We start from the raw sequence: 25,914 nt of genomic DNA on the forward strand, positions 1-25,914 counted from the left end.
CCCACCTCCCCGCTACCTCCCCGGACGGTCGAGTTGCGCCTCCCGGACTGTTGAGTTGGGCCTCCCGGGTCGTTGAGTTGGGCCTCGTGGTGATCCCCGAGGACCGACTCGACAACCCGGAAGGCCCGATCCGACGCACGGGGTGGTGACCTGATCACGGGGAGAGATCGCGGGTAGCGTGCGATGCCGTGGCCACTGCGGAGAACGAAGGTGCGGAGTCGGCGCTGACCGTCGCGATCGCGTTCGGCGTGAACGTGGCGGTGGCGGTGGCCAAGACGCTGGCGGCGTGGCTGACCGGTTCGGCGTCGATGGTGGCCGAGGCGGCGCACTCGTGGGCGGACGCCGGCAACGAGGTGTTCCTGGTCATCGCCGAACGACGCGGCCGTCGGCCACCCGACGAGTCCCGGCCGCTGGGGTACGGGCGCGAGGTCTACATCTGGTCGCTGCTGGCCGCGCTCGGACTCTTCTGCGCGGGCGGTGCGTTCTCGATCTACCACGGCATCCGCGAGCTGAGCTCCGACGATCCGGGGGAGGATTACCTGATCGGGTACGTCGTCCTGGCGTTCGCGTTCTGCCTGGAGGGCATCTCGTTCATGCAGGCCTACCGGCGTACCCGGGCCGAGGCACGCGAACTCGGCCGCGACACGCTGGGTCACGCGCTGGCGACCTCCGATCCGACCCTGCGCGCGGTGCTTGCCGAGGACGCCGCGGCCCTGATCGGGCTGGTGATCGCGGCGTCCGGGATGGCCCTGCACCAGATGACCGGGGACGCGATCTACGACGCGATCGGGTCGATCCTGGTCGGAGTGCTGCTGAGCGTGATCGCCGTGATCCTCTTCGATCGCAACCGCCGCTTCCTCACCGGGGAACCCGCCGACGGAGCCGTCCACCGGGCCGCGCGGGAACAACTGGAGCAACTGCCCGGGATCGACCGGGTGACCGCGCTGCGGCTCGAGTTCGTCGGGCCGCGGCAGATCTACCTCGTCGCCCGGGTGGACCTCACCGGTGATGACCCCGAGCACGTGGCGGCCTCGAGGCTGCGCGATCTGGAGCGGATGATGGAGGAGAGGCCCGAGATCGTCGATGCGGTCATCACGCTTCCCTGACCCGCCGGTATCCGAGTCCGTAAGGTCCATCTCGACGTTCCGTAAGGTCCACTCGATGGTCCGGGAGGGCCGACTCGATGGTCCGGGAGGACCGACTCGACGGTCCGGGAGGGCCAACTCGATGGTCCGGGAGGGCCAACTCGACGGTCCGGGAGGGCCAACTCGACGGTCCGGGAGGACCAACTCAACGGGGGGGAGAGAGGGCCGGCCGGCCGAGGGCACGGTGGGCACGGTGTCAGGGCACCCGGTTGGTCCATTCCGCATCGGAGAACTTGGCCGCGGCCAGAGCTTCCGCCTCGGCGCGGGTCGGGTCGTCCAGGGGCACCCGGCGGACGCGGTAGCTGGTGGTGAACTCGCCCTCGAGTGCGGCGATCACCTCCGCGCGTGGCATCCCGGTCTGGGAGCGCACCGGGTCCACCCGCTTGGCGGCGCTCTTGGTGCCCTTGTCCGAGAGCTTCTCCCGGCCGATCCGCAGGACCCGCAGCATCTTGTCGGTGTCGATGTCGTAGGACATCGTCACGTGGTGGAGTACGCCGCCCGAGACCCGCTTCTGCGCGGCCCCACCGATCTTGCCGGCGGGTGAGGCGATGTCGTTGAGCCCGGCGTAGGAGGCGTCGATGCCGACCGAGCGCAGCCCGCGCAGGATCCAGTCGTCGAGGTAGGCGTAGGACTCCGCGAAGCTCTGCCCGGCCACCAGGGTGTCGGGCACGTAGAGCGAGTAGGTGATGGTGTTGCCCGGTTCGACGAACATCGCGCCCCCGCCGGACACCCGGCGTACGACGGTGACGCCGAGCTCGTCGGCGGCGGTCATGTCGACCTCGTTGCGGACCGACTGGTAGGAGCCGATGATGACGGCGGGGGAGGCCCACTCCCACCAGCGCAGCAGGGGTGGCCGACGTCCCTCGGCGACCTGCCGGGTCAGCACCTCGTCCAGGGCGAGCTGCATAGCCGGGGAGAACACCTCGTCCTCCAACAGGTCGAACTCGTGGTCATCCCAGGTGGTCGCCCGGCCCAGGGCACGGAAGGCGGTCAACGCGATGTCGCGCGGCGCGAAGCCCAGCATGACGGCCTCGCCGCGGGCCGCCTCCAAGCGGTCGACCAGCTCGGCGAAGGGCAGGTCGACCGGAGCGCCCTCGAGCGCGGCGGTCAGCCAGCCCAGGGCCTCGTCCGGTTCGAGGAAGAAGTCACCGGAGAGGACGACCTCGCTCAGCCGCTCGTCGTCGGTCGTCGCATCGACGACCACCAGCTTGCCGCCCCGGACCTTGCGTTCACCGTGCACCCGTCTCACGACCCGTCCAACGCACGGGGACGCCCAGTTGTGCCCGACCGGCGGGAATGTCGCGGGAACCACACCGCGCGGGGACACAATGGAGCCATGACGCCCCAGGTCGTCGCACACCGCGGCGGAGGAGGAGCACACGAGGCCGAACACACCCTCGCCGCCTACGCCGCCGCGTTGGACGCCGGGGCGGACGCGCTGGAGTGCGACGTGCGGCTGACCGCGGACGGTCACCTGGTCTGTGTGCACGACCGCACCCTGCGCCGAGTCGCCGGCCATCCCGGGCTGGTCTCCACAATGGACCTCGCCGACCTCACCGACCTCGACGTCACCCGCGGGCCGCAGCAGTGGCGCGGCCTCGACGACGACCTCCCCCTCCGCGAGGCGCCGCTCGGCACCGTCCTGACGTTGCGGATGCTGCTGGAGTTGGTGCGCGCCTCCCCGCGACCGGTGCAGTTGGCCATCGAGACCAAGCACCCCACCCGGTACGGCGGACTGGTGGAGCATCGGCTGGTCAGACTGCTCGGAGAGTACGGCTGGACCGGGGCGGACAGTCCGGTCCGGGTGATGAGCTTCAGCTTCACCGCCCTGCAGCGCACCCAGCGGCTCGCCCCCGAGCTCCCACTCGTGCAGCTGCTGGACCGGGCGGCGTACTGGCCGCTGCTGCGCCGGGCGATCGGGCCGGACTGGGCCTTCGGCCCCGGCATCAAGGAGCTCCTCGCCCACCCCGAACTCGGGCCCAGGATCTCCGAGGCCGGCCACGATCTGCACGTATGGACGGTCAACCGGCCCGAGGAGCTCGACCTGTGCCTCGAGCTCGGCGTGCGTTCGGTGATCACCGATCGGCCGACGTACGTGCGGGGGTTGCTGGACCAGCGCTGACCGTGCGGAACAGCGCATCACGGGTGGGGACGGACGAGCCCCTCCCCGCCCGTACGTCGCGCCGCGCGACGTCGTGGGTGTGGGGAAGTCCCACCAGCAGCCTAGGGCGGCGACCGCGGCGTCCAGTGGGACGACCGACACCCAGTAGGCTCGCCGGGTGGCCAAGAAGTCCCGCACCAAGTCCGAGGCAGCACCCCTTCCCCTGTACGACGGCAAGGTCGTCGGTCCGAGGGAGCCGTGCCCGTGCGGCTCCGGTAAGCGCTACAAGGCCTGTCACGGGGCTCCCGGCGGAGCCGCACCGGTCTTCGTGAAGCGTCCCTTCGAGGGCCTGCCGAACGAGTGCGACCTGGTGGCGCTGCGTGAACTGGTGCCCAGCGCCACCGCGCCCGTGACCATCAAGGGTTACGAGGACACCACCGTCCAGCTCGGCACGCTGCTGCCGATGATCGCGCCGGCGATGCGCCGCGACTCCGGCCAGGTCTGGCTCGGCCTACAGGTCCTGCACCACTCCGGCGACGCCTCCCGTGACCTCGCCGCAGCCCTGCTGACCGCGCTCGAGGCCGACGTCTCGGGTGTGTACGGCGGCGGTGGCGAACCCGGTCCCGGACCCCGGCTCCAGGACCTCATCGCCGACGAGAGCCTGAGCGTCACCGTGCACGAGGGCTTCGACTGGTGGCTGGCCGACGTGGACGATGTCGAGGGCGCCGACGCGATGCTCGAGCAGGCCAACGAGGCCGCCGTACCCACTGAGCGGCTCACCCAGGTCGAGGCTGCGTACTGGACCTCGGTCGGCACCAAGGAGCACCTCCGCTGGGTGATGCCGGAGCCCGAGGAGGAGCTGCTCAGCGCCCTGGCCCGGTTGCACGTCTCCGGCGACGACGTGATCGTCGAGGACGCCCGGCTGGTCGGGATGTTCCGCGCGCACGGGCTGCTGGCGCCGGTCTGGGACCTCCCGGTCGGCACCGGCGTGGAGGCGTTGGAGGACCCCGCCACCGAGTTCCGGGCGAGGCTGGATGCGACCCTGGCCGAGCTCGCCGGTGGAGCCGAGCTCACCGCCGAGGAGCGCTCCGCGCGTGCCGGGCTGGCCAACCGGCAGGTCACCATCCGGCAGTGACACCCGCCCCCAGGGGCACCCTTCTCGGCCGGGAGACGCACTCCCGGCCGGGCGAGCCGGCGACGACCGGACGGAGCGGTCAGCCGGGCGTGCCGAACCGCTCGGAGGCCACCTGGTCGAGGGCGTCGTGGAAACTGGGCATCTCCTGGTCCAGCCGCTCCAGTGCGTCGTAACCGAGGTGGATCAGGTCGAGTGAGGTCAGCGCGACGATGCTGGCGGTGCGCAGTGAGTGGTGGGCGAGCGCGGCCTCGCCGACGATGTCACCCGGTCCGAGCCGCGCGATCTCGGTGCCGTGCTGGAGCACCGAGACCCGGCCCTCCAGGATGATGTAGGCCGCCTCGGCAGGGGTGTCCTCCCAGATCGGGGACCAGCCCTCGGGCATGGTCACCCGCGTGCCCGCGGCACTGATCCGCGCGATCTCCTCGGGGCTGAACCTGGCGAAGAACGACTCGGCCACACCTGCTCCTTCCGGGATGTTGGGTTGCCCGCGAGTGCGCGACGACGGAGGTACGCCGTCATCCTGCCGCGTCGCCGGTGACCGGATGGCCGGTGACCGGGTCGCGGTCGATCGGGCAGCTCATGCAGCGGGGACCGCCACGGCCCGACCCGAGCTCGGAACCGGCGATCGCAACCACCTCGATGCCGGCCGATTCGAGGGCGGCGTTGGTGGCGTCGTTGCGCTCGTAGCCGACCACCAGGCGCGGCGCGAGGGCGAGGGTGTTGTTGCCGTCGTCCCACTGCTCCCGCTCGGCCTGGACCGGGTCCAGGCCGGTGTCGATGTGGTGCAGCCGGTCGATGCCCATCGCGGCGGCCGCGGCCTCGAGGAACGGGCGCGGCGGGGCGACCTCGAGCGGGAGCGGGCGGCCGGGGATCGGCTCGCCCGGGGTGACGACGTACGCCTGGAGTTGGTCGACCACATTGGGGTAGACCACCATCCGGTCCACGTCGACCAGCGTGCAGATGGTGTCGAGGTGCATGGTCGCCCGCTGCTGGGCGATCGGCACCGCGAGGACTGTGTGCGCGAGCCCGGCCTCGAACGCCTGCCTGGCCAGATGCTCGGCCCCGGCGGGCGTGGTGCGCTCGCCGACACCCAGGGCGATGACGCCCGGTGCGAGCAGGAGGACGTCGCCGCCCTCGACGTGCCCGTCCATCGGGTCGCCGGTGCCGGCCCCCAGCAGTCGCGGGGTGCCGGCGAAGCGGGGGTGGGAGGTGTAGATGAGCTCGGTCAGCTGGGATTCGCGTCGGCGCGCGGGCATCGCCAGGGACGTCACCGCCACCCGATCGCCGATCCAGAAGCTGGAGTCGCGGGTGAAGAGCAGGTTCGGGAGCGGCGCGATGAGGAAGTCGTCGGGTGCGAGCAGGGAGCTGACCAGCCCGGCGCCGTTGCGCACCTCGTCGTTGCGGATCCCCGCGGTGAGGTGGCCCGCCAGCTGGTCGGGCGACGCGTCCCGCAGGGCCCGCGCCAGGTGGTGGCGCAGGGTCTCGCCCAGGCCGAGCCCGGTCAGGGCGGTGTCGATCGCCCGGTCCCGCGCCTCCTCCTCGGCGAGCGTCTCGATGAGCAGGTCGGTCAGGTAGAGCACCTCCACGCCGTGCTCGCGCAGCGCCGCCGCGAACGCGTCGTGCTCCTCCTGTGCCCGGGCCACCCACGGGATGGCGTCGAAGAGCAGCGCGTCGTTGTTGCGCGGCGTCAACCGCTGGAGCTCCGGGCCGGGCCGGTGCAGCAGCACCGTGCGCAACCGGCCCACCTCGCTGTCCGTGCCCTGCTGCGTCATACCGGAACTGTAGGGAACCGCCGATCGATCCCGCCTGCTGCGCGCCGAGAGCGGTACGCCGGCATGGATCAGCGCTTCCCAGGGGGCTGGTTGGTGATGGTGCGGCGACCGGGGCCACGAGATGGGCACGGGCCGACCGCACTCGGGCAGGTCGTGCTCGGGCCGGTCGGGTTCAGGCGACGAGCTCCCAGACGGTGAGGGCGAACAGCAGGGCGCAGATGGCGGCGCCGACGTAGTGGAGGATGTGCAGGCTGACCCGCTTCATCAGGGCCCGGCCGGCGAGGACGGCGAGCCCGCTGACCGTGGCGAGGGCTGCGAAGGCGCCGATGAAGACCGCGATCGGCTCCTCGTACTTGGCCACCAGCGACATGGTGAGCAGCTGGGACAGGTCGCCCCACTCCGCGACGAAGAGAACCAGGAACGACGCGAGCACCGCCTTGAACCCGGTCGCCGGCTTGGCCTTCTCGGCGAACTCCTCGCCGTCGTCCTGCTGGTGGGAGCGGCCCTCCCGGAAGAGCACGATGGCGCCGAAGAGGAAGAGCGCGGCCGCCAGCCAGCCGACCAGCGTCGCGGGGAGGAAGGAGGCGGCGTGCCCGAGTGCCACCGCCACGACCGTCTGCACGAAGAAGGCCGCGCACACGCCGATCCAGACCAGGATCGGGCGGTACTTGGTGGCCAGGACGAGGGTGGCGAGGAACGTCTTGTCCGGCAGTTCGACGACGAAGATCGCGCCGAAGGCCAGAGCGATGATGGCGGGGTCCACGGCCCGATCCTCTCAGCCGGTCAGTCCTGGGCGGTATCCGAGCGGAAGGACGCCGCCGGATAGACCCCGAGGATCTTGATCTCGTGGGTGTAGAAGGCGAGCTCCTCCATCGCGTTGCGTACGCCGGGGTCGTCCGGGTGCCCGTCGATCTCGGCGAGGAACTGGGTCGCGGTGAACTCCCCGCCCACCATGTACGACTCGAGCTTGGTCATGTTGATGCCGTTGGTGGCGAAGCCCCCCAGGGCCTTGTACAGCGCCGCGGGGAGGTTGCGCACGTTGAAGACGAACGACGTCACGACCGGTCCGTTCCCGGTCGGCGGGCGTACCGGCTCGGGGGAGAGGACCACGAACCGGGTGGTGTTGTGCTCCTCGTCCTCGACGTCCTCGGCCAGTACGTCGAGGCCGTACACCCCCGCGGCGAGCGGCGGGCTCAGCGCCCCCATCGTCGGGTCGCCCGCCTCTGCGACCTCGCGGGCGGCGCCGGCCGTGTCACCCGAGATGACCGGGGTGAACCCGTGCCGGCGGATCAGCTTGCGGCACTGCCCCAGAGCGTGGACGTGGCTGTGCACCGTGCGGATGTCCTCGATCCGGCTGCCGGGGAGCCCCAGCAGGTGGAACCGGATCCGCAGGAAGTGCTCGGCCACGATGTGCAGCCGGGTGCCGGGCAGGAAGTGGTGGATGTCGGAGACCCGACCCGCCAGAGAGTTGTCGATCGGGATCATCGCCAGGTCGGCGTCCGCCCCTTCGACCGCGGCGAAGACGTCCTCGAAGGAGGCACACGGCACCCGCTCCAGATCGGGGTAGTGCTGCTGGCACACCTGGTCGGAGTTGGATCCCGGTTCGCCCTGGTAGGCGATCCTCAGCGGTTCGGTCACGCCCGGGAGTCTACGGGCGGTCGGCGGTGAGCTCCGCGTCGATGTCTGCGCACGGACGCCGCGCGCCGGAGCCGTCCCCGCCGGGCGCGGGGCCTATTCTCGCGCCCGTGGAGACGATGGCGCTGGTGGTCGGAACGGTCGGAGTCGTGTTCGGGGTGCTCGCGTTAGTCGTCGCGGTCTCGCTCCTCGGCCGGGTCAGACGCTCGGAGGGCAGGGTGCGTCCCTCCGAGGAGGGGCTGCCCAGTGATGTGCTGGGGCTGAGGCAGGAGGTCGCCGCCCTGCGGGCCGAGGGCGCTCAGGCGATGCGCCATCTCGCGGTGGTGCGCTACGACGCCTTCGGCGACATGGGCGGCCACCTGTCCTGGTCGCTCGCCCTCCTCGACGACCGCGGCTCCGGTCTGCTGCTGACCAGCATCCACGGCCGCGGCGAGACCCGCACCTACGCCAAGACCGTCCTGGACTGGAGCTGTGACCAGCAGGTCTCGCCCGAGGAGGAGGAGGCCCTCTCCGCCGCCAGGCCCGCCGCCTGAGCGTGCGCGCCCCCGTGTCGGGCTCGGGGCCCGCCGACGCCGTCGTACGGCATCACCGGGCGAGTCCTACTGCGGGACGCGGACCAGGAGCCGGCCGTGGATGGTGGTCATGGTCAGTTCGCGGCCCGGGCCGATCGAGTCGCCGTCGAGCTGCCGCGGGGTGTCCCGGTCGGCGCGGATGACGACCTTCTGGCCGGTCATCCGGTTGACCAGGTCGTCGGTGTGGGGTCGCCTGCTGAGGATCCGCCAGGCCAGCGGCACCCAGGACAGGAACCGCTGCGGATAGAGCAGCACCACATCGAGTTGCCCGTCGTCGATCTCGGCGTCGGGGATCAGCGGCATGCCGGCGGTGAGGGTGCCGACGTTGCCCACCACGACGGTGCGGGCGCGGTGCTTGGTGAACGGCCCGTCGTCCATCGAGATCTCGAGCCTGACCGCGGGGAACATCAACGCCTTCGTGCCCGAGAGCACGTAGGCGAGCCATCCGACCCGCTTCTTGATGTCCTCGTTGACGCCGTCCATGATCGCGGCGTCGAAGCCCATCCCCGCCATCACCAGGAAGTGGGCGGGCTCGGTGTCGTCGCCCTCGACCTCGACCATGTCGATGGCCCGGTCCTGGCCGTTGAGGGCGACGTCGATGGCGGCCCGGATGTAGAGCGGGATCTCCAGGTTGCGGGCGAGCAGGTTGCCGGTGCCCGCCGGGATGATGCCGACCGGGATGCCGGTGCCGGCGAGTTCGGCGCACACCTCGCGCACGGTGCCGTCCCCACCGCACACGATGACCAGGTCGGCACCGTCGACGGCGGCCTGCTCGGCCATGCCGGTGCCGGGGTCCTCGACGGTGGTGTAGTACCAGGAGGGCTCGGACCAGCCGGCCTCCCTGGCCATCCCGCCGACGATGTGGCGGAACTGCCCCACGTCCTCGACCTTGATCGGGTTGAGGACGACGCCGAGCCGGCGTCCCGCTTCGGGTTCGGGCTCGGGGAGTACGACGGCCTGGGGGCGCACCGTGTAGCGCTCCGGCTGCGGGCTGAAGAGCACCAGGCACAGCAGCACCACGCCGGCACCGAGCAGGTAGCCGCCGAGCACATCGAGCGGGTAGTGCCGGCCGAGCAGCACCCGGTCCAGGCCGACCGCGAGGCCGATCAGGACCACGCCCGCATGGATGAGGCGTCGTAGGACGGGCCGGCGCACCAACATGATGGCCAACACCACCGCGATGCCGCCCAGTGCCGCGATGGCGGTGGCGTGTCCGGAGGGGTAACTCGGCGTGGCATGGAAGTGCTCCAGCGCCTGCCACTCCGGCCGGTCGCGGTCCACGACCCACTTGAGCACGCGGTTGAGGACGGTGCTGAGCAGCATCACCATCACCGTGAAGTACGCCGCCCGACGGTAGCTCTTCCACCACATGAACGCGGCGACGATGAGCGTGATGATGGTCGACCCGACGAAGCCGAAGCAGACCTCGACGATCCGCAGTATCGGAGTGAGCCAGGCCTGGTCCTCGGCCCAGTAGCTGAGGTTCTCCCCGGTGTCGTCGATGGTGACCAGGGGCGCCCAGCCCGCCGTGATTCCCCAGCCGAGGAGCCCGCAGAGCAGCAGGCAGCCCAAGGACCAGGTCAGCAGCGTGACGCGGGAGCGGTCGAGCACGGGTCTCCTTCGAGGTTCGGCGAGGCGGGCGGCGGACCCAGAGGCAGTATGCCCGGGGATTCGGGGTGAGCCCGAGTCGTGAGGCCGGATAGGCTCGGCGGTGTGATCGACCCGCGCATCCTCCGTGAAGACCCCGACCGCGTCCGCGTGGCCCAGCGCCGCCGCGGCCTCTCCGACGAGGTGGTCGACCGTGCCCTGTCCGCCGACTCGGCCCGGCGCAGCGCGATCGCGACGTACGAGGCCAAGCGGGGCGAGCAGAAGTCGATGGGCAAGCTGGTCGCCCGCGCCCAGGGCGAGGAGAAGGCCGAGCTGCTGGCGCGCACGAAGGCGCTCGCCGCCGAGGTCAAGCAGGCCGAGGCGGCCCGTGAGGCCGCCGACGCCGAGTGGAGCGACTGCCTGCTGGAGATCCCCAACCTCGCCGCCGAGGAGGCGCCCGAGGGTGGCGAGGACGACTTCGTCGTCCTCGAGCGGATCGGTACGCCGCGTGACTTCGAGGCGGAGGGCTTCGCCCCGCGCGACCACATCGAGCTCGGCCGGATGCTCGGGGCGATCGACCTCGACCGCGGCGCGAAGGTGTCGGGGTCGCGGTTCTACTTCCTCACCGGAGTCGGCGCGGAGTTGGAGTTCGCCCTGATCAACCTCGCCAACGAGACCGCTCGCGAGCACGGCTTCACCCAGGTGATCGCTCCCTCGATGGTTCGGCCGCAGGCGATGGCCGGCACCGGCTTCCTCGGCCAGGCCGCCGACGACGTCTACCGGATCGAGGGGGAGGACATGTACCTCGTCGGCACCTCCGAGGTGCCGATGGCGGCGTACCACTCCGACGAGATCCTCGACGTCGACACCCTGCCGCTGCGCTACGCCGCCTTCAGCCCGTGCTTCCGCAAGGAGGCCGGCTCGCACGGCAAGGACACCCGCGGCATCATCCGGGTGCACTGGTTCGACAAGGTCGAGATGTTCACCTACACGACCCTCGAGGAGTCCTACGCCGAGCACGAGCGGCTGCTCGGGATCGAGAAGTCCTTCCTGGACAAGCTCGAACTGGCCTACCAGGTGATCGACACCGCCACCGGCGACCTCGGTCTCTCCGCGATCCGGAAGTTCGACTGCGAGGCGTGGATCCCCACCCAGGGCAAGTACCGCGAGCTCACCTCGACCTCCAACTGCACCGAGTTCCAGACCCGGCGGCTCGACATCCGCGGTCGGTTCCCGCACGAGAGCGGCAGCACGACGACCCGCCCACTGGCGACCCTCAACGGCACCCTGTGCGCCGTTCCACGGGCGATCGTGGCGATCCTGGAGACCCACCAGCAGGCCGACGGGTCGGTGCGGGTGCCGGCCGCGCTGCAGAAGTACCTCGGCCGGGAGGTCCTGGAGCCGGTGACCGGATCCGGGGCCTGACCCGTGACCCGCACTGAGGTCGGCCCGGTGCCCGGCTGGCGTCCGCGACTGGTCGCGCTCGACATCGACGGCACTCTGCTCAAGTGGATCGAGGGCGGCGGCACCTCCTACGAGCAGATCTCGCCCGAGGTCCACGCCGCCGTGCAGCGGGCCCTCGACGCCGGTGCTCACGTGGTGCTGGCCAGCGGACGCTCGCCGGACGGGATGACCCGGATCGCGGACCTGCTGGGGTTGCCGCGGGAGGGGGCCGACCGGATCTGGGTGGTCGCCTCCAACGGTGCGGTCGTCTTCCGCTACCCGCCGATGGAGGTCGTCCACGAGGAGACCTTCGACGCGCGCGAGGCCGTGCACGAGATCCTGGACCGGCATCCCACCGCCCTGGTCGCGGTCGAGGAGCGCGGCGTGGGCTACCGCCTCAACGACCACTTCCCGCCCGGTGAGCTGACCGGCGACATGATCATCACCCCGGTCGAGGAGCTGGTCGCGCAGCCGGTGAGCCGCGTGATCATCCGCGACCCCCAGTCCACCCCCGAGGACTTCGTCGCGCTGGGCCGCGAGCTCGGCCTCCAGGGCACCTCCTACGTCGTGGGCTGGACCGCCTGGCTCGACCTGGCGCCGGTGGGTGTGGACAAGTCGGCGGGCCTGGCCCATGTCGCCGGCCGGCTCGGCCTGTCCCGCGAGGACGTCCTGGCCATCGGCGACGGGCGCAACGACATCGAGATGCTCCAGTGGGCCCGCCGCGGGGTGGCGATGGGCCAGGCGGTGCCGGAGGTGCAGGACGTCGCCGACGCGGTGACCTCCTCGGTCTACGAGGAGGGGGCGGCCGAGGAGCTCGACCGCTGGTTCCCCCCGGCGCGGGTGTCCCAGGAGGCCCGTGGATGAGCACCGGGCCAGGCGGCACCGCGACCGCGCTGCCCACGCTGGTCGCCTCCGAGCGGCTGCTGCTGCCGCTGTGGGGCGCCCCCGAGGTGGCCGCGATCCGCGGTGAGGAGACCGCGCGACCGGCCGGCTGGCACCCCGACTTCCCGCGCCGGGACGACGTCGACGCCGCCTCGCTGTGGGTCGAGGGTGACGTCTGGGGGCCGCGCTCGATCGTGCGGGGCGTGACCACGCTGGGCTCGATCGGGTTCTTCGGTCCGCCGCAGGAGGCCGAGGACGGCATCGCAGAGACAGAGGTCGGGTTCGGGCTGGTGCAGGAGGCCTGCGGGTGGGGCTTCGCCACCGAGGCACTGCGGGCGCTGCTCGCGTGCACCGACGCCGCCGGCGTCCGGGTCAGGGCCTCCGTGGCCCCCGAGAACGCCCGCAGCCTGCGCGTCCTCGCCAAGGTGGGGTTCACCCAGCTGCGCGGCAGTGACGAGGACGGTCACCTGGTGATGGCGAGGCCGCTGCCGTGAGCGCGCTGCCCGACCACGCCGCACCGCAGCGGCCCGGGTCGCCGGTCAGGCTGGTCGCGACCGATCTGGACGGCACCCTGCTCCGCTCGGACGGCAGCGTGTCGGCGTACACCCGGGAGGCGCTCGACGCGCTCGAGGACCGCGGGGTTCCGGTCGTCTTCGTGACGGGTCGGCCGCTGCGCTGGGCCCGCGACGTCTTCGAACACGTCGGCAGCCACGGCCTCGCGATCGTGTCGAACGGCGCGGTGGTGTGGGACGTCGCCGCCGACCGGCTCGAGCTCTCCCGCCCGATCCCCGGCGACGTCGCCGGGGAGGTCTGCTCGGCCCTCCGCGTCGCCGTGCCCGGGTCGTCCTTCGCCGTGGAGAACCCGGAGGGCATCGCCCTCGAACCCCATTTCATGGAGCGCTACCGCCTCCCCTCGGAGGCTCCGAGGGGGCCGATCGAGGAGCTGATCGGGCTCGGCCCCGTCCACAAACTGCTGGCCCGCCACGAGGAGCTCGCCCCGCAGGAGTACTGGGACCGGGCCGAGGCGGCCGTCGGTGGGCGGGTGACCATCACCTGGTCCTCGACCGGCACCCTGCTCGAGATCAGCGCCGCCGACGTAACCAAGGCCTCCACTCTGGCGGTCGTGTGCGAGCGGCTCGGCGTCCGCGCCGAGGAGGTGCTCGCCTTCGGCGACATGCCCAACGACCTGCCGATGCTCACCTGGGCCGGCACCTCCTACGCGATGGCCAACGCCCATCCCAGCGTGCTCGCCTGCGCCCAGCACGTGGCCCCCTCCCACGAGGAGGACGGCGTGGCGCAGGTGCTGGCTGGAGTGCTCGAACTGTGATCTGTTGTGATGGGCGCATGCGTCGCCCTCTCGAATCCCTGCCGAAGCTGGTCGCCGTCGTACTCCTCGGCCTCCTGCTCCTGGGCGGCCGGCCGGTGGCGTCCGCGGCGAGCCCGACGATCCCCTCGCCGGTGTGTACGCCGACCAACCTCTCGGCCCGTCTGGCTGCTGCCGACGCGGTCTTCACCGGCGTGGTGACCGGGGTGGCACGAACCGGCACCGCCCAGCAGCGCACCTTCGACCAGACGGTCACCGCCGACCGCCTCTATCGCGGCGTCCTGGACCAGCCCCAGGTGCGGGTGCGCACCACGACGGGGACGCCCTGCGCGCTCGGCCGTCTGACCGTGGATGAGCGGTACGTCTTCGTGGTCAGCGACGAGGGCACCTACTTCCTCGCCGCACCCCGCGGTGGCACCGGCGAGGCGACCGACGCGCTGGTCGGTCAGGTCTCCGCCCTCCTCGGCCCGGGGGAGTCGGCCACCGCCGCCACCAGCGAGCCGGTGGAGGCCTCCTACACCCAGGTGGCCGACGACGAACCGACCCCGTTCCTGAGGGTCGCCGCCCCCGGCCTGGCCCTGGTCCTGGTCGGATTCCTGGGGCTGGTGCTCGTCCGCAGCCTCCGCCGCCGCGCCTGACCCCCTCCCGTTGAGTCGGGCGTCGTGGGCGGTTGATTCGGTCGTCGTGGACCGTTGAGTTGGCCCGATTCAACGGTGCGGGGTGGGAGGGCGATCAGAGGTACATGCCGCCCGAGTCGCCCGGGCGGGACGGCGGCTGACCGGGGTGACCGGGGTGACCGGGCTGACCGGGCTGACCCGGCGCGCCCGGCTGGCCGGGGGACATGCCTGCCGGAAGGCCGCGGCGGATCTGCTCGAACTGGGCACGGGCAGCGACCTGCTGGGCGTAGATCGCGGTCTGGATGCCGTGGAAGAGACCCTCGAGCCAGCCGACCAGTTGCGCCTGGGCGATGCGGAGCTCGCTCTCCGAGGGCACCCGGTCCTCGGTGAAGGGCAGCGAGAGACGGTCGAGCTCCTCGACCAGTTCGGGTGCGAGGCCGGCCTCGAGCTCCTGGATGGAGGAGCGGTGGATCTCGCGCAGCCTGGTGCGGGACGCCTCGTCCAGCGGCGCGGCCTTCACCTCCTCGAGCAGCTGGCGGATCATGGAGCCGATCCGCATCACCTTGGCCGGCTGCTCCACCAGGTCGGTCAGGGATCGCTCGGCCTCGCCGTCGCCGGGCGCGTCGGCACCCGAAGCTCCCTGCGTGCCCTCGGCCGCGGCCGGGGGCACGCTCATGGGCTGGCCGTCGGGACCGATGACGATGATGTTCTCCTCGAGGTTCTCGGGCATGGGCCCCAGCGTAACGACGCGGTGAGCGGCGCTGGTCAGTCCTGCGCGCCCGGGGTGCGGAGGGCCATCCGGCGGGCCAGGACGCCGCACACGAGCAGTTGCAGTTGGTGGTAGATGACCAGCGGGATGATGACGATGCCGGCGGTCGCGCCGCCGTACACGATCGAGGCGAGCGGCGCGCCGCTGGTGAGGCTCTTCTGGGTGCCGCAGAACGCGACCGCCGGGGCCTCGTCGGGGCGGACCCACCAGAGCCGGCCGGAGAGGGTGGTGAGGGTCAGCACCGACGCCAGCAGTACGCCGCAGCCGGCCGTCACGAGGATCAGTTCGACGGGGGCGACCCGGGTCCAGACACCGGCGGTGACGGCGGCCCCGAAGGCGGCGTAGACGATCAGCAGGATGGCTCCGCGGTCGAGCACGCCGAGCATGCGCCGGTTCCGGGCCGCGGCGGCGCCCCAGCGGCGGTGCAGCAGCTGACCGATCGCGAACGGCACCAGGACCTGCACGACGATCCGGCCGAACGCCGCAAGGGTCAGGCCGCCGTGGCTGTGGGTGAGCAGTGCGACCAGCACGGGCGCCACCAGGACGCCGACCAGGTTGGACACGGCGGCCGCGCACACCGAGGTGGCGACGTTGCCGCCGGCCAGCGAGGTGAACGCCGTCGAGGTCTGCACCACCGACGGCACCGCGCTGAGGAAGAGCAGGCCGAGGATGAGTTCGCGGGGAAGCAGGCCGGACAGCGCGAGGCTCAGCGCGATCGCGAGCAACGGGAAGAGCAGGAAGGTCACAGACAGGATCAGCCCCTGGGTGCGCCAGGAACGCAGCCCGTCCCAGATCGCGGTGGGCGAGAGCCGGACGCCGTTGAGGAAGAACAGCGCCGCCACGGCCAGCCCGCTGAGCAGGTCGAGTACGTCGAGCGCCCCGCCGCTGGCCGGCCACAGGGAGGCCAGCAGCACGGTCGCCACGAGAGCGAGCGTGAACGGGTCGACCAGACGGGCTCGCGTCCGGGTGGCCGCCGGACCGGCCCGGCGATCTTGCGTCGTACTCACGTGGGGGTGGACCTCAGCCGTCGACCCGCAGGAGGATCTTGCCGCGGTGCTCGCCGGACTCCATCAGGGTGTGCGCGCGGCCGGCGTCCTCGAGCGGCATGATCTCGTGGATGATCGGCTTGATCGCGCCGGAGGTGACCAGTGGCCAGACGTGTTCGACGACCTCGGCGCAGATGGCGGACTTGCCCTCCACGGGGCGCGAGCGCAGCGCGGTGGCGATCACCGAGCCGCGCTTGCGGAGCAGCTTGTTGATGTCGAGCTCTGCCTTGGTGCCGCCCTGGAGTCCGATGATGACCAGTCGGCCGCCGTCGGCGAGGGCGTCGAGGTTGCGGGCGAGGTACTTGGCACCCATGTTGTCGAGGATGACGTCGGCGCCGTGGCCGTCGGTGCGTTCGCGGACTACGTCGACGAAGTCCTGCTCGCGGTAGTCGATCACCACGTCGGCACCGAGTTCCAGGGCGGCCGCAGCCTTCTCGGGGCTCCCGACGGTGGTGAGCACCTGCGCCCCCAGCGCCGAGGCCAGCTGGATCGCGAAGGTGCCGATGCCACCCGACCCGCCGTGGACCAGGAACCGGTCGCCCGGGCCCAGGCGTCCGGCCATGACGATGTTGCTCCACACGGTCGCGGCCACCTCGGGAAGGGCCGCCGCCTCGACGAGGCCAACCCCGGCCGGCACCGGCATCAGCTGGCCGGCCGGTACGGCCACCCGGGTGGCGTAGCCGCCCGAGGCGAGCAGGGCGCACGCCTCGTCGCCGACCTGCCAGCCCTCCACACCGTCGCCGACCGCGGCCACCGTGCCGCTGCACTCCATGCCGAGGACGTCGTCCGAGCCGGGCGGGGGCGGGTAGAAGCCGCGGCGCTGCATCACGTCGGCCCGGTTGAGGCCGGCCGCTGCCACGGCCAGCACCACCTCGCCGGGGCCGGGCTCGGGATCGGGGAGTTCGATGACCCTCAGGTCGTCGGGGTCACAGGGTTCCTGGGCGAGGACGGCGCGCATGCCGACCAGCGTAGGGACGCCGGGGCCTCCCGTCCGCCGACGGTGGGATACCTCATATGGTCGGGCGTCGAGAAGCGGCCCGGGTCCGGGTCGGACCGGTACGCCGCGGCCTCAGCCCAAGGAGCGCAGGTCCGCCCAGGTGTCGATGTCGCGGTACTCCTGGCCACGGCCGGCGATCTCGACCAGGCCGAGCGGGGCCAGGAACCGGCGCAGCGGGAGACCGTGCCGCTCCTCGGGGGCGGGCAGGACGGCGCGGAGCCGGTCGGTGCGCACGGCCAGGGCGAGCTGTCGCCGACCCTCGGGGTCGGTGAGGATCGCGCCGTCCGGGGCGTCCGCTTCGACTGGTTCGGCCGGTTCGGCCGCGGCGAGCAACCGGGCCACGGTGGCGCGGGTGATGCGGGGCATGTCGACCGCCAGGATCACGACGTACGCCGAGGGGCGGGCGAGCGTCTCGAGTCCGGCCGCCAATCCGGCCACGGGGCCGCCGTACGGGGGATCCTCGCGGGTGGACAGGACCGGTGTCGAGGTGGGTGGGGTGTCCCCGACGACGACGACCTCGCCGGCCCCGGTGACCGCGTCGAGGGCGCGGTCCAGCAGCGTGCGTCCCTCGAACTCGACCTCGGCCTTGGCCACGCCGCCCAGCCGCTCGCCGCGGCCGCCGGAGAGGACGATCGCGGACCACGAGGCCGGGGCGGAACTCATGGCCTCACCCTAGGCTGGCCCCATGGTTTGGGAGACGCTGGACGTGGCACTGGTTCAGGAGGCCTCGGGGTTGGAGCCCGCCGACAACCGGGCTCGGCTCGAGTCGCTCACCCCGGACGGCGCGGACCTGGTGGTGTTCCCGGAGGCGTTCGCCCGCGACTTCGGGCCGGCCGGCGACGACGTGAGCGGGTCGGCGGAGCCGCTGGAGGGCCCCTTCGTCACCGAACTGACCCGCCTGGCCGGGGCCCGGTCCAGCACGGTGGTGGCCGGGATGTTCGAGACCTCGGACGACGCCGCCCGGCCCTACAACACCCTGGTGGCGACCGGACCGGACGGGTTGATGGCGGCGTACCGCAAGATCCACCTCTACGACTCCTTCGGCTATCGCGAGTCGGACCGGCTCAGCCCCGGACCGTTGAGTCCCGTGGTGCTCGAGGTCGCCGGCGTGCCGGTGGGCCTGATGACCTGCTACGACCTCCGCTTCCCCGAGCTGGCGCGGCGGTTGGTCGACCTGGGTGCCGAGGTGCTGGTGCTGCCGACCGCCTGGGTGGCCGGGAAGCGCAAGCTGGACCACTGGCGCACCCTGGTGCGGGCACGGGCGATCGAGAACACCGTGTACGTCCTCGCCGCCGCCCAGCCCGCACCGCGCTACACCGGCCACTCGCTGATCGTCGATCCGCTCGGCGACGTGGTCGCGGAGGGCGGCGATGAGGGCGACCTGGTGCGGGCCAGGCTGGACCGTTCGGTGCTGACCAAGGCCAGGTCCGTCAACCCCAGCCTGGACAACCGGCGACTGTAGGGTTCGGCGGGTGAGTCGAGCAGCCCCCCGTCGCCGCGCCGAACCCGGGCACCGGATCCGGGGCAGCAGGACAGGCGCTCTCGTGGCCGGCCCGTCCGCCGCTGAGCCCCTCGATGAGCAGAGCCCGCCGGCGCTCGCGCTCGAGGGGCCGGTCAACCCCGTATCGGTCCAGCCGGATCGGGCTCGGCGCGCGCCGATGCCTGCCGTCCTGGTCTGGTTGGTGGCGGTGCTGGGTGGCGTCGCCGCCCTCGCCGCCGCGATCGTCCCGGTCGGCCCGAGCTGGCTGGGTGAGGTCGGGGCGGTGGTGGTGGCGACCGCCTTCGCCGCCGGGTTGGCCGAACGGATCGGCGGGCGGGTGCCCGTCTGGGGCGGCCTGGCCCTGGCGGTGGGAGCAGTGGTGCTGCTCAGCGACCTCGCGTGGGACGACCCGGTGATGCTCCGTAACGGCGCCGCCGTGATGACCGCCGCCGTGGCCGCCGTCCTGGCGGTGATGGCGACGGTGCCGGCGCCGAGCTTCCGGCACGCCGTACGCGAGTGCCTCATCGCCACCGTCATCGCCGGGATCGGCGCGATGGCGGTGCTCGGACTGCGTCCCGACGTACGACTGGTGTCCTTCGAGTACGCCGTGCTGGTGGTCGCCGGGGTCGGGGCCTTCCTGGTGGTCTACCGGCTCGGCGCCGGCCTCCACGGACTGGGTCGCCGCGGGATCGTGATCGTGCTGCTGGGTGGGGCGCTGCTCGCGGTCTCGCTGCTCTACGCCGAGACCCTGCGCCGGTACGGCACGCCCGGGCTCGTCGACAGCCTGCTGGACACCGTGCGCTGGTCCCGGGACCAGTTGGGCGCCTTCCCGCGGCCGATCGAGACCATCCTGGGAATCCCCGCGCTGGCCTGGGGCACCCACATGCGAGCTCGCCGCCGCCAGGGCTGGTGGGTCTGCATGTTCGGCGTCGCGGCCACCGCCACCACCGCCACCGCGCTGGTCAACCCCGACGTCACCGTGGTCGAGTGCGCCCTGTCGGTCGCCTACAGCCTCGTGCTGGGGCTGATCATCGGCTGGATCGTCATCCGCGTCGACATCTCCCTGACAGGTGGACAGGAGCCGGGCGGACGCAGCGCCGGTCGTCGCGCGGCGACGGTGGGCGACGCCTCGCCCGCGGTCCGACCCGAGCCGGCCCGCACAGCCGCCCTGCTCTGAGACGCTACTTCGGGACGGACCCACGGGACGACGAGGGAGGGCCGGGACATGGGTGTGAAGGACTCCCTCCGCGCGTTCGTCCGCCGGTGGGGTTGGCGGACGGTGGGCCTGGTGGTCACCGGCGTGGGCCTGTACGTCGTGATGCCCAGCCTCCTCACCATGCTCGGTGCCTGGCCGCAACTGGCTCGGGTGGAACCACGCTGGTTCGTCGTACTGGCGCTTCTGGAGACGGGCAGCCTGGCCGGGCTGTGGTGGCTCACCCGGATCGCCCTCTCACCCGGTCACGGGGGCGAGGGCGAAGGGGACGGCGTGGGATGGGGGTCCGCCGCGACCGCCCAGTTGGCCGGCAACGCCGCCAGCAAGGTGATCCCCGGTGGTGCGGCGGTCGGTGGCGTCGTCCAGGGGCGGGTGCTGGTGACCGCCGGTCAGAAGACCGGCGCGGTGGTCTCCGCTCTCACCGCGAGCAACCTGCTGACCACCGCGGTGCTGCTCCTGCTGCCGGTCCTCACCATCCCGGCGCTGATCATCGGCCCTCCACCGGCTCGGCAACTGCAGCTGGGTCTGGTGGTGTCCCTGGTGATCGCGGTGGTGATCGTGGCGATCGGCGTCATCGCCCTGACCTGGCCGGTCGCGGTGGCCGCCACCGGCCGGGTGATCGGCCGGGCGGCGCATCTGGTGCGACGAAGCTGGTCGGCGGACCGGGTGGCCGAGGGCCTGATGGCCCAGCGCGACCGGATCGCGGCCGCGTTCGCCGGGCAGTGGTACCGGGCGGTGTTCGCCGCCGCGGTCAACCGGATGTTCGACTACGCCGCGCTGGTGGCCGCGCTGGTGGCGTTCGGAGCCCATGCCCGCCCCGCGGAGGTGCTGCTCGCCTACGTCGTGGCGCAGGCCCTCGCTTTCGTCCCCATCACCCCCGGCGGCCTGGGTTTCGTCGACGCGGGACTGACCGCGCTCCTGGTGGTGATCGGCATCCCCACCGACACCGCGGTCATCGGGACGCTGCTCTACCGGCTCTTCTCCTTCTGGCTGCCGATCCCCGTCGGCGTGCTCGCCTGGGCCGGTTGGCGGATCGGCTCCTCCCGCCTACGCCCTCCGAGCACGTCGAGCGAACCCTGACGAGCCGTGCCGGGGCCGCCCACGAGCCGAAGTTCGGGCCGCTGAACTCGGCAGTCGGCCATGCGCCCAGCCCCTGCGTGCAGGCGCTCCGCTCGCGTAGCGGCACGGGAGGCGGCGAAGGAGCCCGTGGGAGACGAGGCGGCAGCAGAGGGGGCGGGATTCGAACCCGCGGTAGGTCTCCCTACGACCGCTTTCAAGGCGGTTCCGATAGGCCACTCCGGCACCCCTCCCGGGCCTCGTCGTCCGGGGACGGCGCTGCCACGGAACCCAAGCCTAGGGCACTCGGCGGACGGTCGAACGAGCGGTGAGAGGTTCGCCCTACTCCGAGCCGCCGAGTTCGAGTTCGACGTCGTCGTAGGCGAGATCCCGGATGCGCTGGGCGTGATGGTTGACGTCGACGATCAGGCGGCGCAGGTCGTGCCGCACCCGCTCCAGGTCCGGCGCCTCCAACACCTGTTGGGCCAGGGTGGAGATCCGGATCAGGAGACCGTTGCGCTCCTTGAGGGTGACGCCGCCGCGGGCGGCGAGCCAGGCATCCTGGGCGCTGGAGCTCTCGCTCATCAGGGCGTCGCGCACCGAGCCGAGCCGTTGCCGGACCCGCCAGCGCCACGTGCCCACCGAGGTGCCGCTTCGGCGCGGGGTCTCGACGGCGTCCTGCAGCGCGTGCAGTGCCGAGGCGAGCGGGGTCGTCGTCGTCATCGCGCCTCCCGGTGTTGTCCATCGAGTGTGACCCAGCTCATCTGACCAGACAAGGTGCCCTCGGTGAAGCCTTGCCGGTTCGGTCGTGCGCGCTGAGCAGGGGAGAATGACCGTATGCCCGAGCAGGACCCCACCCAGCACCCTGACCAGTCCGTGGCACCCGTCCCGGGCGCGCACGAGCCGGTGTATTACCGACTCGCCCCGGCCGTGAGCGTGCGCTTCGTCGGGCTCGCCCTGGTGGCCGTCGCGCTGCTCCTGTTCGCGCTCACCCTCGTGGTCGCGGTCGCCGGCTGGTCGATGGACCTGGTGGTGATCGCGGCGGTGCTGGGCCTGGCCGGCGTACTCGTCCTCGGGTGGTGGCTGCGGTCGCGCGCCTACGTGCTGCGCTGCACCCCGGAGGGCTACACCGTGCGGATGGTGCGCTCGGCCGGCGTCACGCAGGCCCGATGGACCCAGGTCGAGGATGCCGTCACGGTGACCCGGCACGAGATCCCGTGTGTCGTGCTGCGGCTCAAGGAAGGCACGACCACGACCATCCCGGTCTCGGTCCTCGGGGTCGATCGGGAACGGTTCGTGCGGGAGCTGCAGGAGCACCTGCAACGGGGCAACGGACTGCGGATGCCACCGCGCGGCAAGCGTCCGCGCACCCCCTGATTCGCGGGTGAGCCGCTTGGCCTTGTAGCCTGTTCGCGCGCTGGAGGTGTCGCCTAGTCTGGTCTATGGCGCCCGCCTGCTAAGCGGGTTTGGGGCTACAACCCCATCGAGGGTTCAAATCCCTCCACCTCCGCCAGTCGTGAGGTCCCAGGACCTACCGCGAGACCCCGCCCGATCCGGGCGGGGTCTTCGTGCGTCCGGGCCTCGCGGCGCCCGACGTAGCGCGCCACTCGCCCGGATCTACACGGAACCTCCACACCTCCTCCCGGCCTTGGGCAGGTTCGCGCTCCTAGCCTTCCCATATGACATCGACAAGTCGCCGGATCCTCGTGGTGGAGGACGACCGGGTCATCAACCAGGCCGTCTCCGAACGCCTCACCGCAGAGGGGTACGACGTGGTGCGGGCCTGGGACGGGCCCGGAGCCGTGCAGGCCTACGGCGAGCACGAGCCGGACCTGGTCGTGCTGGACGTGATGTTGCCCGGCTTCGACGGCCACGAGGTGTGTCGCCGGATCCAGGCCGAGCGGCCGGTGCCGGTGCTGATGCTCACCGCACGGGCCGAGGAGTCCGACGTGCTGGTGGGGCTGGGGGTGGGGGCCGACGACTACCTCACCAAACCCTTCCGGATGCGCGAACTGGTGGCGCGGATCGGGGCGCTGTTGCGCCGCGTGGAGCGGGCCGCCGTACTCGCTGCGCCGGGCCGCGAGGTCGACCTCGGTGACCTGCGGATCGACGCCCCGGCCCGGAGGGTGTGGCGCGCGGGGGAGGAGGTCAGGCTGACGCCGACAGAGTTCGACCTGCTGCTGTGCCTGGCCGAGCAGCCGGGTGCGGTGGTACCCCGCGAACGACTGATGGCTCAGGTGTGGGGCTGGTCCGACGCCTCGGGCACCCGCACCCTCGACAGCCACGTGAAGGGCCTGCGGGCCAAGGTCGGCGCGGAGCGGGTCCGGACCGCGCACGGGGTGGGCTACGCGCTGGAGACGGGAGTCGGCTCATGACCGGGCGCTCTCGCCTCCGGTGCCGTTCGGGGCGGGGACGCCGATGAGTGCGGAACCACTCGCGGGGATCACCTCGATCAAGGTCAAGCTCGGCCTGCTCGTCGCGGCCAGCGTCGCGGTCACGGTCGTGGTGGCCACCCTCGGCAGCGCGAGCGGGGTGCCGGTCTGGCTGAGCATCCCGGTCACGGTCCTGCTGGCGCTGGCTGTGACCCAGCTGCTGGCGGTGGGGATGACCGCCCCGCTGCGGCAGATGACGGCGGCGGCGCGACGGATGGCCACCGGGGACTACGCCGTCCGGGTCGAGGAGTCCTCCCGGGACGAGGTGGGCGAGCTGGCGCGGGCCTTCAACACGATGGCCCGCGACCTCGCCGGGGTCGATCGGCAGCGCCGGGACCTGGTGGCCAACGTGAGCCACGAGCTGCGTACGCCGCTGACCGGCCTGCGTGCGGTCCTGGAGAACGTGGTCGACGGCGTGGCCCCGCGCGAGTCCCTCGAGGCCGCGTTGGCCCAGGCCGAACGGATGAGCGGACTGGTCGAGGACCTCCTCGACCTGGCTCGGACGGATGCCGGGAAGGTGCCCCTGAACCCCCGGCCGGTGCCGCTGGCCGGCCTGCTCGGTGACGCCGTCGCGGAGGCCCGCACGCTCGGGCGGGAAGTCACCTACGACGTGCGTGTCACACCGCCGGATCTGGTGGTGCGTGCCGACCCCGACAGGCTGCGGCAACTGGTCGCCAACCTGCTCGACAACGCGTCCCGGCACAGCCCGGCCGGGGGCCGGGTCACCGTCACGGTGGTCGCCGTCGGGGAGCGCTATCGGCTGGAGGTCCAGGACCAGGGGCCCGGCGTCCCGCCGGCGGCCCGGGATCGGGTCTTCGAGCCGTTCGGCACCCTGAGTGCGCCCCCGAGCAACGCGCGCGACATGAGCGACCCGAGCGGGGCCGGCGAGGGTGGTGGCACCGGATTGGGCCTGGCGATCGCTCGCTGGGTCACCGACCTGCACGGTGGCTCGATCCTGTTCGTGGATCCGGTGGACGACGCCACCGGCACCGGCCCCGGCAGCCCGGCGGCGCATCCGCACGTGCGCGGCGCCCGGGTACGTGTCGACCTGCCGCTGCTGCCGCCGCACAGGGTTCCCGCCGCCACCGAGCCCACCACCGAGCCGATCCACCCTGAGGAGCCGAGCATGTCCGTCGTTCCGCCCAACCCGCCTCCGGCGGCACCGACCCCGCCCGGACCGGCGCCTGCCCCGGTAGGGCCCGAACGTACGGCGGCGCAGGTGCCCGCCCCGCCGATCCTCGATGACATCCTGGGCGACTTCTGGCCCGAGCGGGACGTGCCGGCGCGCACCAGCCTGCTGTTCGGCGCCCTCGGGGTGGGTGTGCTGGCCGGGGCGGTGCTGCCGTTCCGGGATCTCGGCCTCGGCACCTTCCTGGTGCTGTTGGCCGCCGGCGGTGTCATCGTGGCGGCGATCCGCGGACGGCGCGATCCGTTCACCCTCACCTCGGTGGCCCTGTGTGTCCTGCTCGCGGCCGTGACCGTGCTGCGCGACGCCGAGTGGATCGCGGTGCTCTGTCTGCTGGGCGGCGGGATGCTGTGCGCCTGCACGGTGACCCGGGCCCGGACGGCGTTCGGGTTCGTGGTCTCCGGCCTGGCCTGGCCGCTGGCCGGGATCCGCGGACTTCCGTGGCTGGGCAGGACCCTCGGCCGGCTCACCGGACTCGGTCGCAGCGCGGCACTGCTCCGCACTCTGGTGTGGTGTGTCCTGGGGCTGCTGGTCTTCGGCGCCCTGTTCGTCTCGGCCGACGCGCTGCTGGCCCAGTGGGTCGATGACCTGCTGCCGGACCTGACGGCGGGCACGGCGGTGCTGCGAGCCTTCGTCACCGCCGCGGTGGGAGGGATCGTGCTGGCTGCGGCGTACCTCGCGCTCAACCCGCCCCGGGTCGACCGCGAGCCGAGTGCCCAGCGCGAGGTGTCGCGGCGCTTCGAGTGGCTCGCCCCGGTGCTGGTCGTGGTCGGGGTCTTCGCGGCCTTCCTCGTCGCCCAGGCCACGGTGATCTTCGGGGGCCACGACTACCTGCAGCGGACCACGGGTCTCACCTACGCGGAGTACGTCCACCAGGGCTTCGCCCAGCTCACCGTGGCGACCGCGCTCACCCTGATGGTCGTGTGGGCGGCCGCGCGGAAGGCGCCGCGCACGACGTCCTCGGACCGGTTCTGGCTCCGGGGTGCCCTCGGGGTGTTGTGCCTCCAGACTCTGGTGGTGGTCGCCTCCGCGCTGTACCGGATGCACGTCTACCAGGAGGCCTACGGATTCACCGGTCTGCGGGTGCTGGTCGACGTCTTCGAGGCGTGGCTCGGACTGCTCGTGGTGGCCGTGCTCGTCGCCGGGGTGGCGCTGCGCGGAGGGTGGCTGCCGCGGTTCGCGCTGATCAGCGGCGTGGTCGCGTTGCTCGGCCTGGCGGCGATCAACCCCGACGCCTGGGTGGCCCAGCGCAACCTGGATCGCTACGACGAGGTCGGGCGGGTGGACTGGACCTACCTGCGCGGCCTCTCCGACGACGCGGTGCCGGTCTTCGCCGAGCTCCCCGAGGACCTCCGGGCGTGCGTGCTCCAGGGCAGGGAGCAGTCCGAGGACGACTGGCTGGAGTGGAACCTCGGCCGTTCGCGCGCCGACCGGGACCTGGCGGAGGTCCCCTTCGCCGTGAGCGTCACGTGCCCTCCCGAGCGGTGACGCGGGCACCGGGTCGCGACGTCCGCGACGGGGG

At 72.2% G+C, this 25,914-nt stretch carries 26 protein-coding genes and 2 tRNA genes; 16 read left to right on the forward strand and 12 right to left on the reverse strand.

Going from position 1 to position 25,914, the window contains the following annotated elements; all coding sequences use genetic code 11:
• Window positions 1-188 precede the first annotated feature (188 nt).
• Window positions 189-1,106 (forward strand): cation diffusion facilitator family transporter, encoded by a 918-nt coding sequence (locus G515_RS0110710; protein WP_028660136.1) that lies wholly within the window; start codon window positions 189-191, stop codon window positions 1,104-1,106.
• A gap of 235 nt (window positions 1,107-1,341) precedes the next feature.
• Here the strand turns inward: G515_RS0110710 and lplB are convergent, their stop codons facing one another.
• On the reverse strand, window positions 1,342-2,394 hold the full coding sequence (gene lplB, locus G515_RS0110715; RefSeq protein WP_245565348.1) for a lipoate-protein ligase small subunit: 1,053 nt from the start codon (window positions 2,392-2,394) through the stop codon (window positions 1,342-1,344).
• A gap of 87 nt (window positions 2,395-2,481) precedes the next feature.
• On the opposite strand from lplB, the gene G515_RS0110720 reads away from it, so the two are divergent.
• Both G515_RS0110720 and G515_RS0110725 read left to right on the forward strand, forming a co-directional pair.
• Window positions 2,482-3,267, forward strand: a complete 786-nt coding sequence (locus G515_RS0110720) for a glycerophosphodiester phosphodiesterase (RefSeq protein ID WP_028660138.1) — start codon at window positions 2,482-2,484, stop codon at window positions 3,265-3,267.
• A gap of 157 nt (window positions 3,268-3,424) precedes the next feature.
• Window positions 3,425-4,381, forward strand: coding sequence for a DUF5926 family protein (locus G515_RS0110725; RefSeq protein ID WP_028660139.1), 957 nt, complete (start codon window positions 3,425-3,427; stop codon window positions 4,379-4,381).
• Between the two features lie 79 nt (window positions 4,382-4,460).
• On the opposite strand, the gene G515_RS0110730 is transcribed toward G515_RS0110725, so the two are convergent.
• The 4 genes from G515_RS0110730 to G515_RS0110745 form a co-directional block, all read right to left on the reverse strand.
• The gene (locus G515_RS0110730) at window positions 4,461-4,838 is read right to left on the reverse strand and encodes a Crp/Fnr family transcriptional regulator (RefSeq protein WP_028660140.1); all 378 of its coding nucleotides are present in this window, start codon (window positions 4,836-4,838) and stop codon (window positions 4,461-4,463) included.
• Window positions 4,839-4,896: 58 nt separating this feature from the next.
• Window positions 4,897-6,153 carry an arginine deiminase gene (locus G515_RS0110735; RefSeq protein WP_028660141.1) on the reverse strand — a complete coding sequence of 419 codons (1,257 nt, stop codon included), beginning with the start codon at window positions 6,151-6,153 and terminating at the stop codon, window positions 4,897-4,899.
• A 172-nt stretch (window positions 6,154-6,325) separates the two neighbouring features.
• Window positions 6,326-6,916: a TMEM165/GDT1 family protein gene (locus tag G515_RS0110740; RefSeq protein ID WP_028660142.1), complete on the reverse strand. Its 591-nt coding sequence runs from the start codon at window positions 6,914-6,916 to the stop codon at window positions 6,326-6,328.
• Window positions 6,917-6,936: 20 nt separating this feature from the next.
• Window positions 6,937-7,791 (reverse strand): prephenate dehydratase, encoded by an 855-nt coding sequence (locus tag G515_RS0110745; RefSeq protein WP_028660143.1) that lies wholly within the window; start codon window positions 7,789-7,791, stop codon window positions 6,937-6,939.
• Between the two features lie 116 nt (window positions 7,792-7,907).
• Between G515_RS0110745 and G515_RS0110750 the strand changes: the two genes are divergently transcribed.
• Complete coding sequence (locus G515_RS0110750) at window positions 7,908-8,321, forward strand: DUF4446 family protein (protein WP_051218231.1); 414 nt, start codon at window positions 7,908-7,910, stop codon at window positions 8,319-8,321.
• A 66-nt stretch (window positions 8,322-8,387) separates the two neighbouring features.
• On the opposite strand, the gene G515_RS0110755 is transcribed toward G515_RS0110750, so the two are convergent.
• Window positions 8,388-9,971 (reverse strand): bifunctional phosphatase PAP2/diacylglycerol kinase family protein, encoded by a 1,584-nt coding sequence (locus G515_RS0110755; RefSeq protein WP_028660145.1) that lies wholly within the window; start codon window positions 9,969-9,971, stop codon window positions 8,388-8,390.
• Between the two features lie 102 nt (window positions 9,972-10,073).
• On the opposite strand from G515_RS0110755, the gene serS reads away from it, so the two are divergent.
• Genes serS through G515_RS0110780 form a run of 5 tightly spaced genes read left to right on the forward strand, consistent with a single transcriptional unit; the run spans window position 10,074 to window position 14,234 of the window.
• The gene (serS, locus tag G515_RS0110760; RefSeq protein WP_028660146.1) at window positions 10,074-11,372 is read left to right on the forward strand and encodes a serine--tRNA ligase; all 1,299 of its coding nucleotides are present in this window, start codon (window positions 10,074-10,076) and stop codon (window positions 11,370-11,372) included.
• Between the two features lie 3 nt (window positions 11,373-11,375).
• The gene (locus tag G515_RS20825) at window positions 11,376-12,254 is read left to right on the forward strand and encodes an HAD family hydrolase (RefSeq protein WP_036555387.1); all 879 of its coding nucleotides are present in this window, start codon (window positions 11,376-11,378) and stop codon (window positions 12,252-12,254) included.
• Window positions 12,251-12,766 carry a GNAT family N-acetyltransferase gene (locus tag G515_RS0110770; RefSeq protein WP_051218233.1) on the forward strand — a complete coding sequence of 172 codons (516 nt, stop codon included), beginning with the start codon at window positions 12,251-12,253 and terminating at the stop codon, window positions 12,764-12,766. The genes G515_RS20825 and G515_RS0110770 overlap by 4 nt, the downstream gene beginning before the upstream one ends.
• Window positions 12,763-13,599 carry an HAD family hydrolase gene (locus G515_RS0110775; RefSeq protein WP_028660148.1) on the forward strand — a complete coding sequence of 279 codons (837 nt, stop codon included), beginning with the start codon at window positions 12,763-12,765 and terminating at the stop codon, window positions 13,597-13,599. Before G515_RS0110770 ends, G515_RS0110775 begins: the two co-directional genes overlap by 4 nt.
• Before the next feature lie 17 nt (window positions 13,600-13,616).
• A complete protein-coding gene (locus G515_RS0110780; protein WP_028660149.1) occupies window positions 13,617-14,234 on the forward strand; it encodes a hypothetical protein in 618 nt (205 codons plus the stop codon).
• A gap of 94 nt (window positions 14,235-14,328) precedes the next feature.
• Here G515_RS0110780 and G515_RS0110785 read toward each other — a convergent pair whose 3' ends face one another.
• The 4 genes from G515_RS0110785 to mobA all read right to left on the reverse strand — a co-directional run bounded on the left by G515_RS0110785 (window position 14,329) and on the right by mobA (window position 17,688).
• Window positions 14,329-14,943, reverse strand: coding sequence for a bacterial proteasome activator family protein (locus G515_RS0110785; protein WP_028660150.1), 615 nt, complete (start codon window positions 14,941-14,943; stop codon window positions 14,329-14,331).
• Between the two features lie 35 nt (window positions 14,944-14,978).
• On the reverse strand, window positions 14,979-15,989 hold the full coding sequence (locus tag G515_RS0110790) for a bile acid:sodium symporter family protein (RefSeq protein WP_084653448.1): 1,011 nt from the start codon (window positions 15,987-15,989) through the stop codon (window positions 14,979-14,981).
• A 13-nt stretch (window positions 15,990-16,002) separates the two neighbouring features.
• Window positions 16,003-16,986, reverse strand: coding sequence for an NAD(P)H-quinone oxidoreductase (locus G515_RS0110795; RefSeq protein WP_028660152.1), 984 nt, complete (start codon window positions 16,984-16,986; stop codon window positions 16,003-16,005).
• 111 nt (window positions 16,987-17,097) lie between these two features.
• On the reverse strand, window positions 17,098-17,688 hold the full coding sequence (mobA, locus tag G515_RS0110800; RefSeq protein ID WP_028660153.1) for a molybdenum cofactor guanylyltransferase: 591 nt from the start codon (window positions 17,686-17,688) through the stop codon (window positions 17,098-17,100).
• A 22-nt stretch (window positions 17,689-17,710) separates the two neighbouring features.
• On the opposite strand from mobA, the gene G515_RS0110805 reads away from it, so the two are divergent.
• The 3 genes from G515_RS0110805 to G515_RS20835 are packed head-to-tail and all read left to right on the forward strand — an operon-like array spanning window position 17,711 to window position 20,798.
• The gene (locus G515_RS0110805) at window positions 17,711-18,487 is read left to right on the forward strand and encodes a carbon-nitrogen hydrolase family protein (RefSeq protein ID WP_036555390.1); all 777 of its coding nucleotides are present in this window, start codon (window positions 17,711-17,713) and stop codon (window positions 18,485-18,487) included.
• A gap of 10 nt (window positions 18,488-18,497) precedes the next feature.
• Complete coding sequence (locus G515_RS20830) at window positions 18,498-19,682, forward strand: hypothetical protein (protein ID WP_169570548.1); 1,185 nt, start codon at window positions 18,498-18,500, stop codon at window positions 19,680-19,682.
• 48 nt (window positions 19,683-19,730) lie between these two features.
• A complete protein-coding gene (locus tag G515_RS20835; RefSeq protein WP_051218236.1) occupies window positions 19,731-20,798 on the forward strand; it encodes a lysylphosphatidylglycerol synthase transmembrane domain-containing protein in 1,068 nt (355 codons plus the stop codon).
• 145 nt (window positions 20,799-20,943) lie between these two features.
• On the opposite strand, the gene G515_RS0110820 is transcribed toward G515_RS20835, so the two are convergent.
• Together G515_RS0110820 and G515_RS0110825 are read right to left on the reverse strand one after the other, a co-directional pair.
• A tRNA-Ser gene (locus tag G515_RS0110820) sits at window positions 20,944-21,028 on the reverse strand.
• 88 nt (window positions 21,029-21,116) lie between these two features.
• Window positions 21,117-21,497 carry a hypothetical protein gene (locus G515_RS0110825; RefSeq protein ID WP_028660155.1) on the reverse strand — a complete coding sequence of 127 codons (381 nt, stop codon included), beginning with the start codon at window positions 21,495-21,497 and terminating at the stop codon, window positions 21,117-21,119.
• A gap of 114 nt (window positions 21,498-21,611) precedes the next feature.
• Here G515_RS0110825 and G515_RS20840 point away from each other — a divergent pair, with 114 nt between their 5' ends.
• The 4 genes from G515_RS20840 (at window position 21,612) to G515_RS20845 (ending at window position 25,880) form a co-directional block, all read left to right on the forward strand.
• Entirely contained in the window at window positions 21,612-22,151 is a 540-nt protein-coding gene (locus tag G515_RS20840) for a hypothetical protein (RefSeq protein WP_245565349.1), read from the forward strand.
• Between the two features lie 42 nt (window positions 22,152-22,193).
• A tRNA-Ser gene (locus tag G515_RS0110835) sits at window positions 22,194-22,287 on the forward strand.
• A gap of 166 nt (window positions 22,288-22,453) precedes the next feature.
• On the forward strand, window positions 22,454-23,149 hold the full coding sequence (locus tag G515_RS0110840) for a response regulator transcription factor (RefSeq protein ID WP_028660156.1): 696 nt from the start codon (window positions 22,454-22,456) through the stop codon (window positions 23,147-23,149).
• Window positions 23,150-23,192: 43 nt separating this feature from the next.
• A complete protein-coding gene (locus G515_RS20845) occupies window positions 23,193-25,880 on the forward strand; it encodes a DUF4153 domain-containing protein (protein WP_051218238.1) in 2,688 nt (895 codons plus the stop codon).
• Window positions 25,881-25,914 lie beyond the last annotated feature (34 nt).

Source organism: Nocardioides insulae DSM 17944, from assembly GCF_000422825.1.
Classification (GTDB): domain Bacteria; phylum Actinomycetota; class Actinomycetes; order Propionibacteriales; family Nocardioidaceae; genus Nocardioides; species Nocardioides insulae.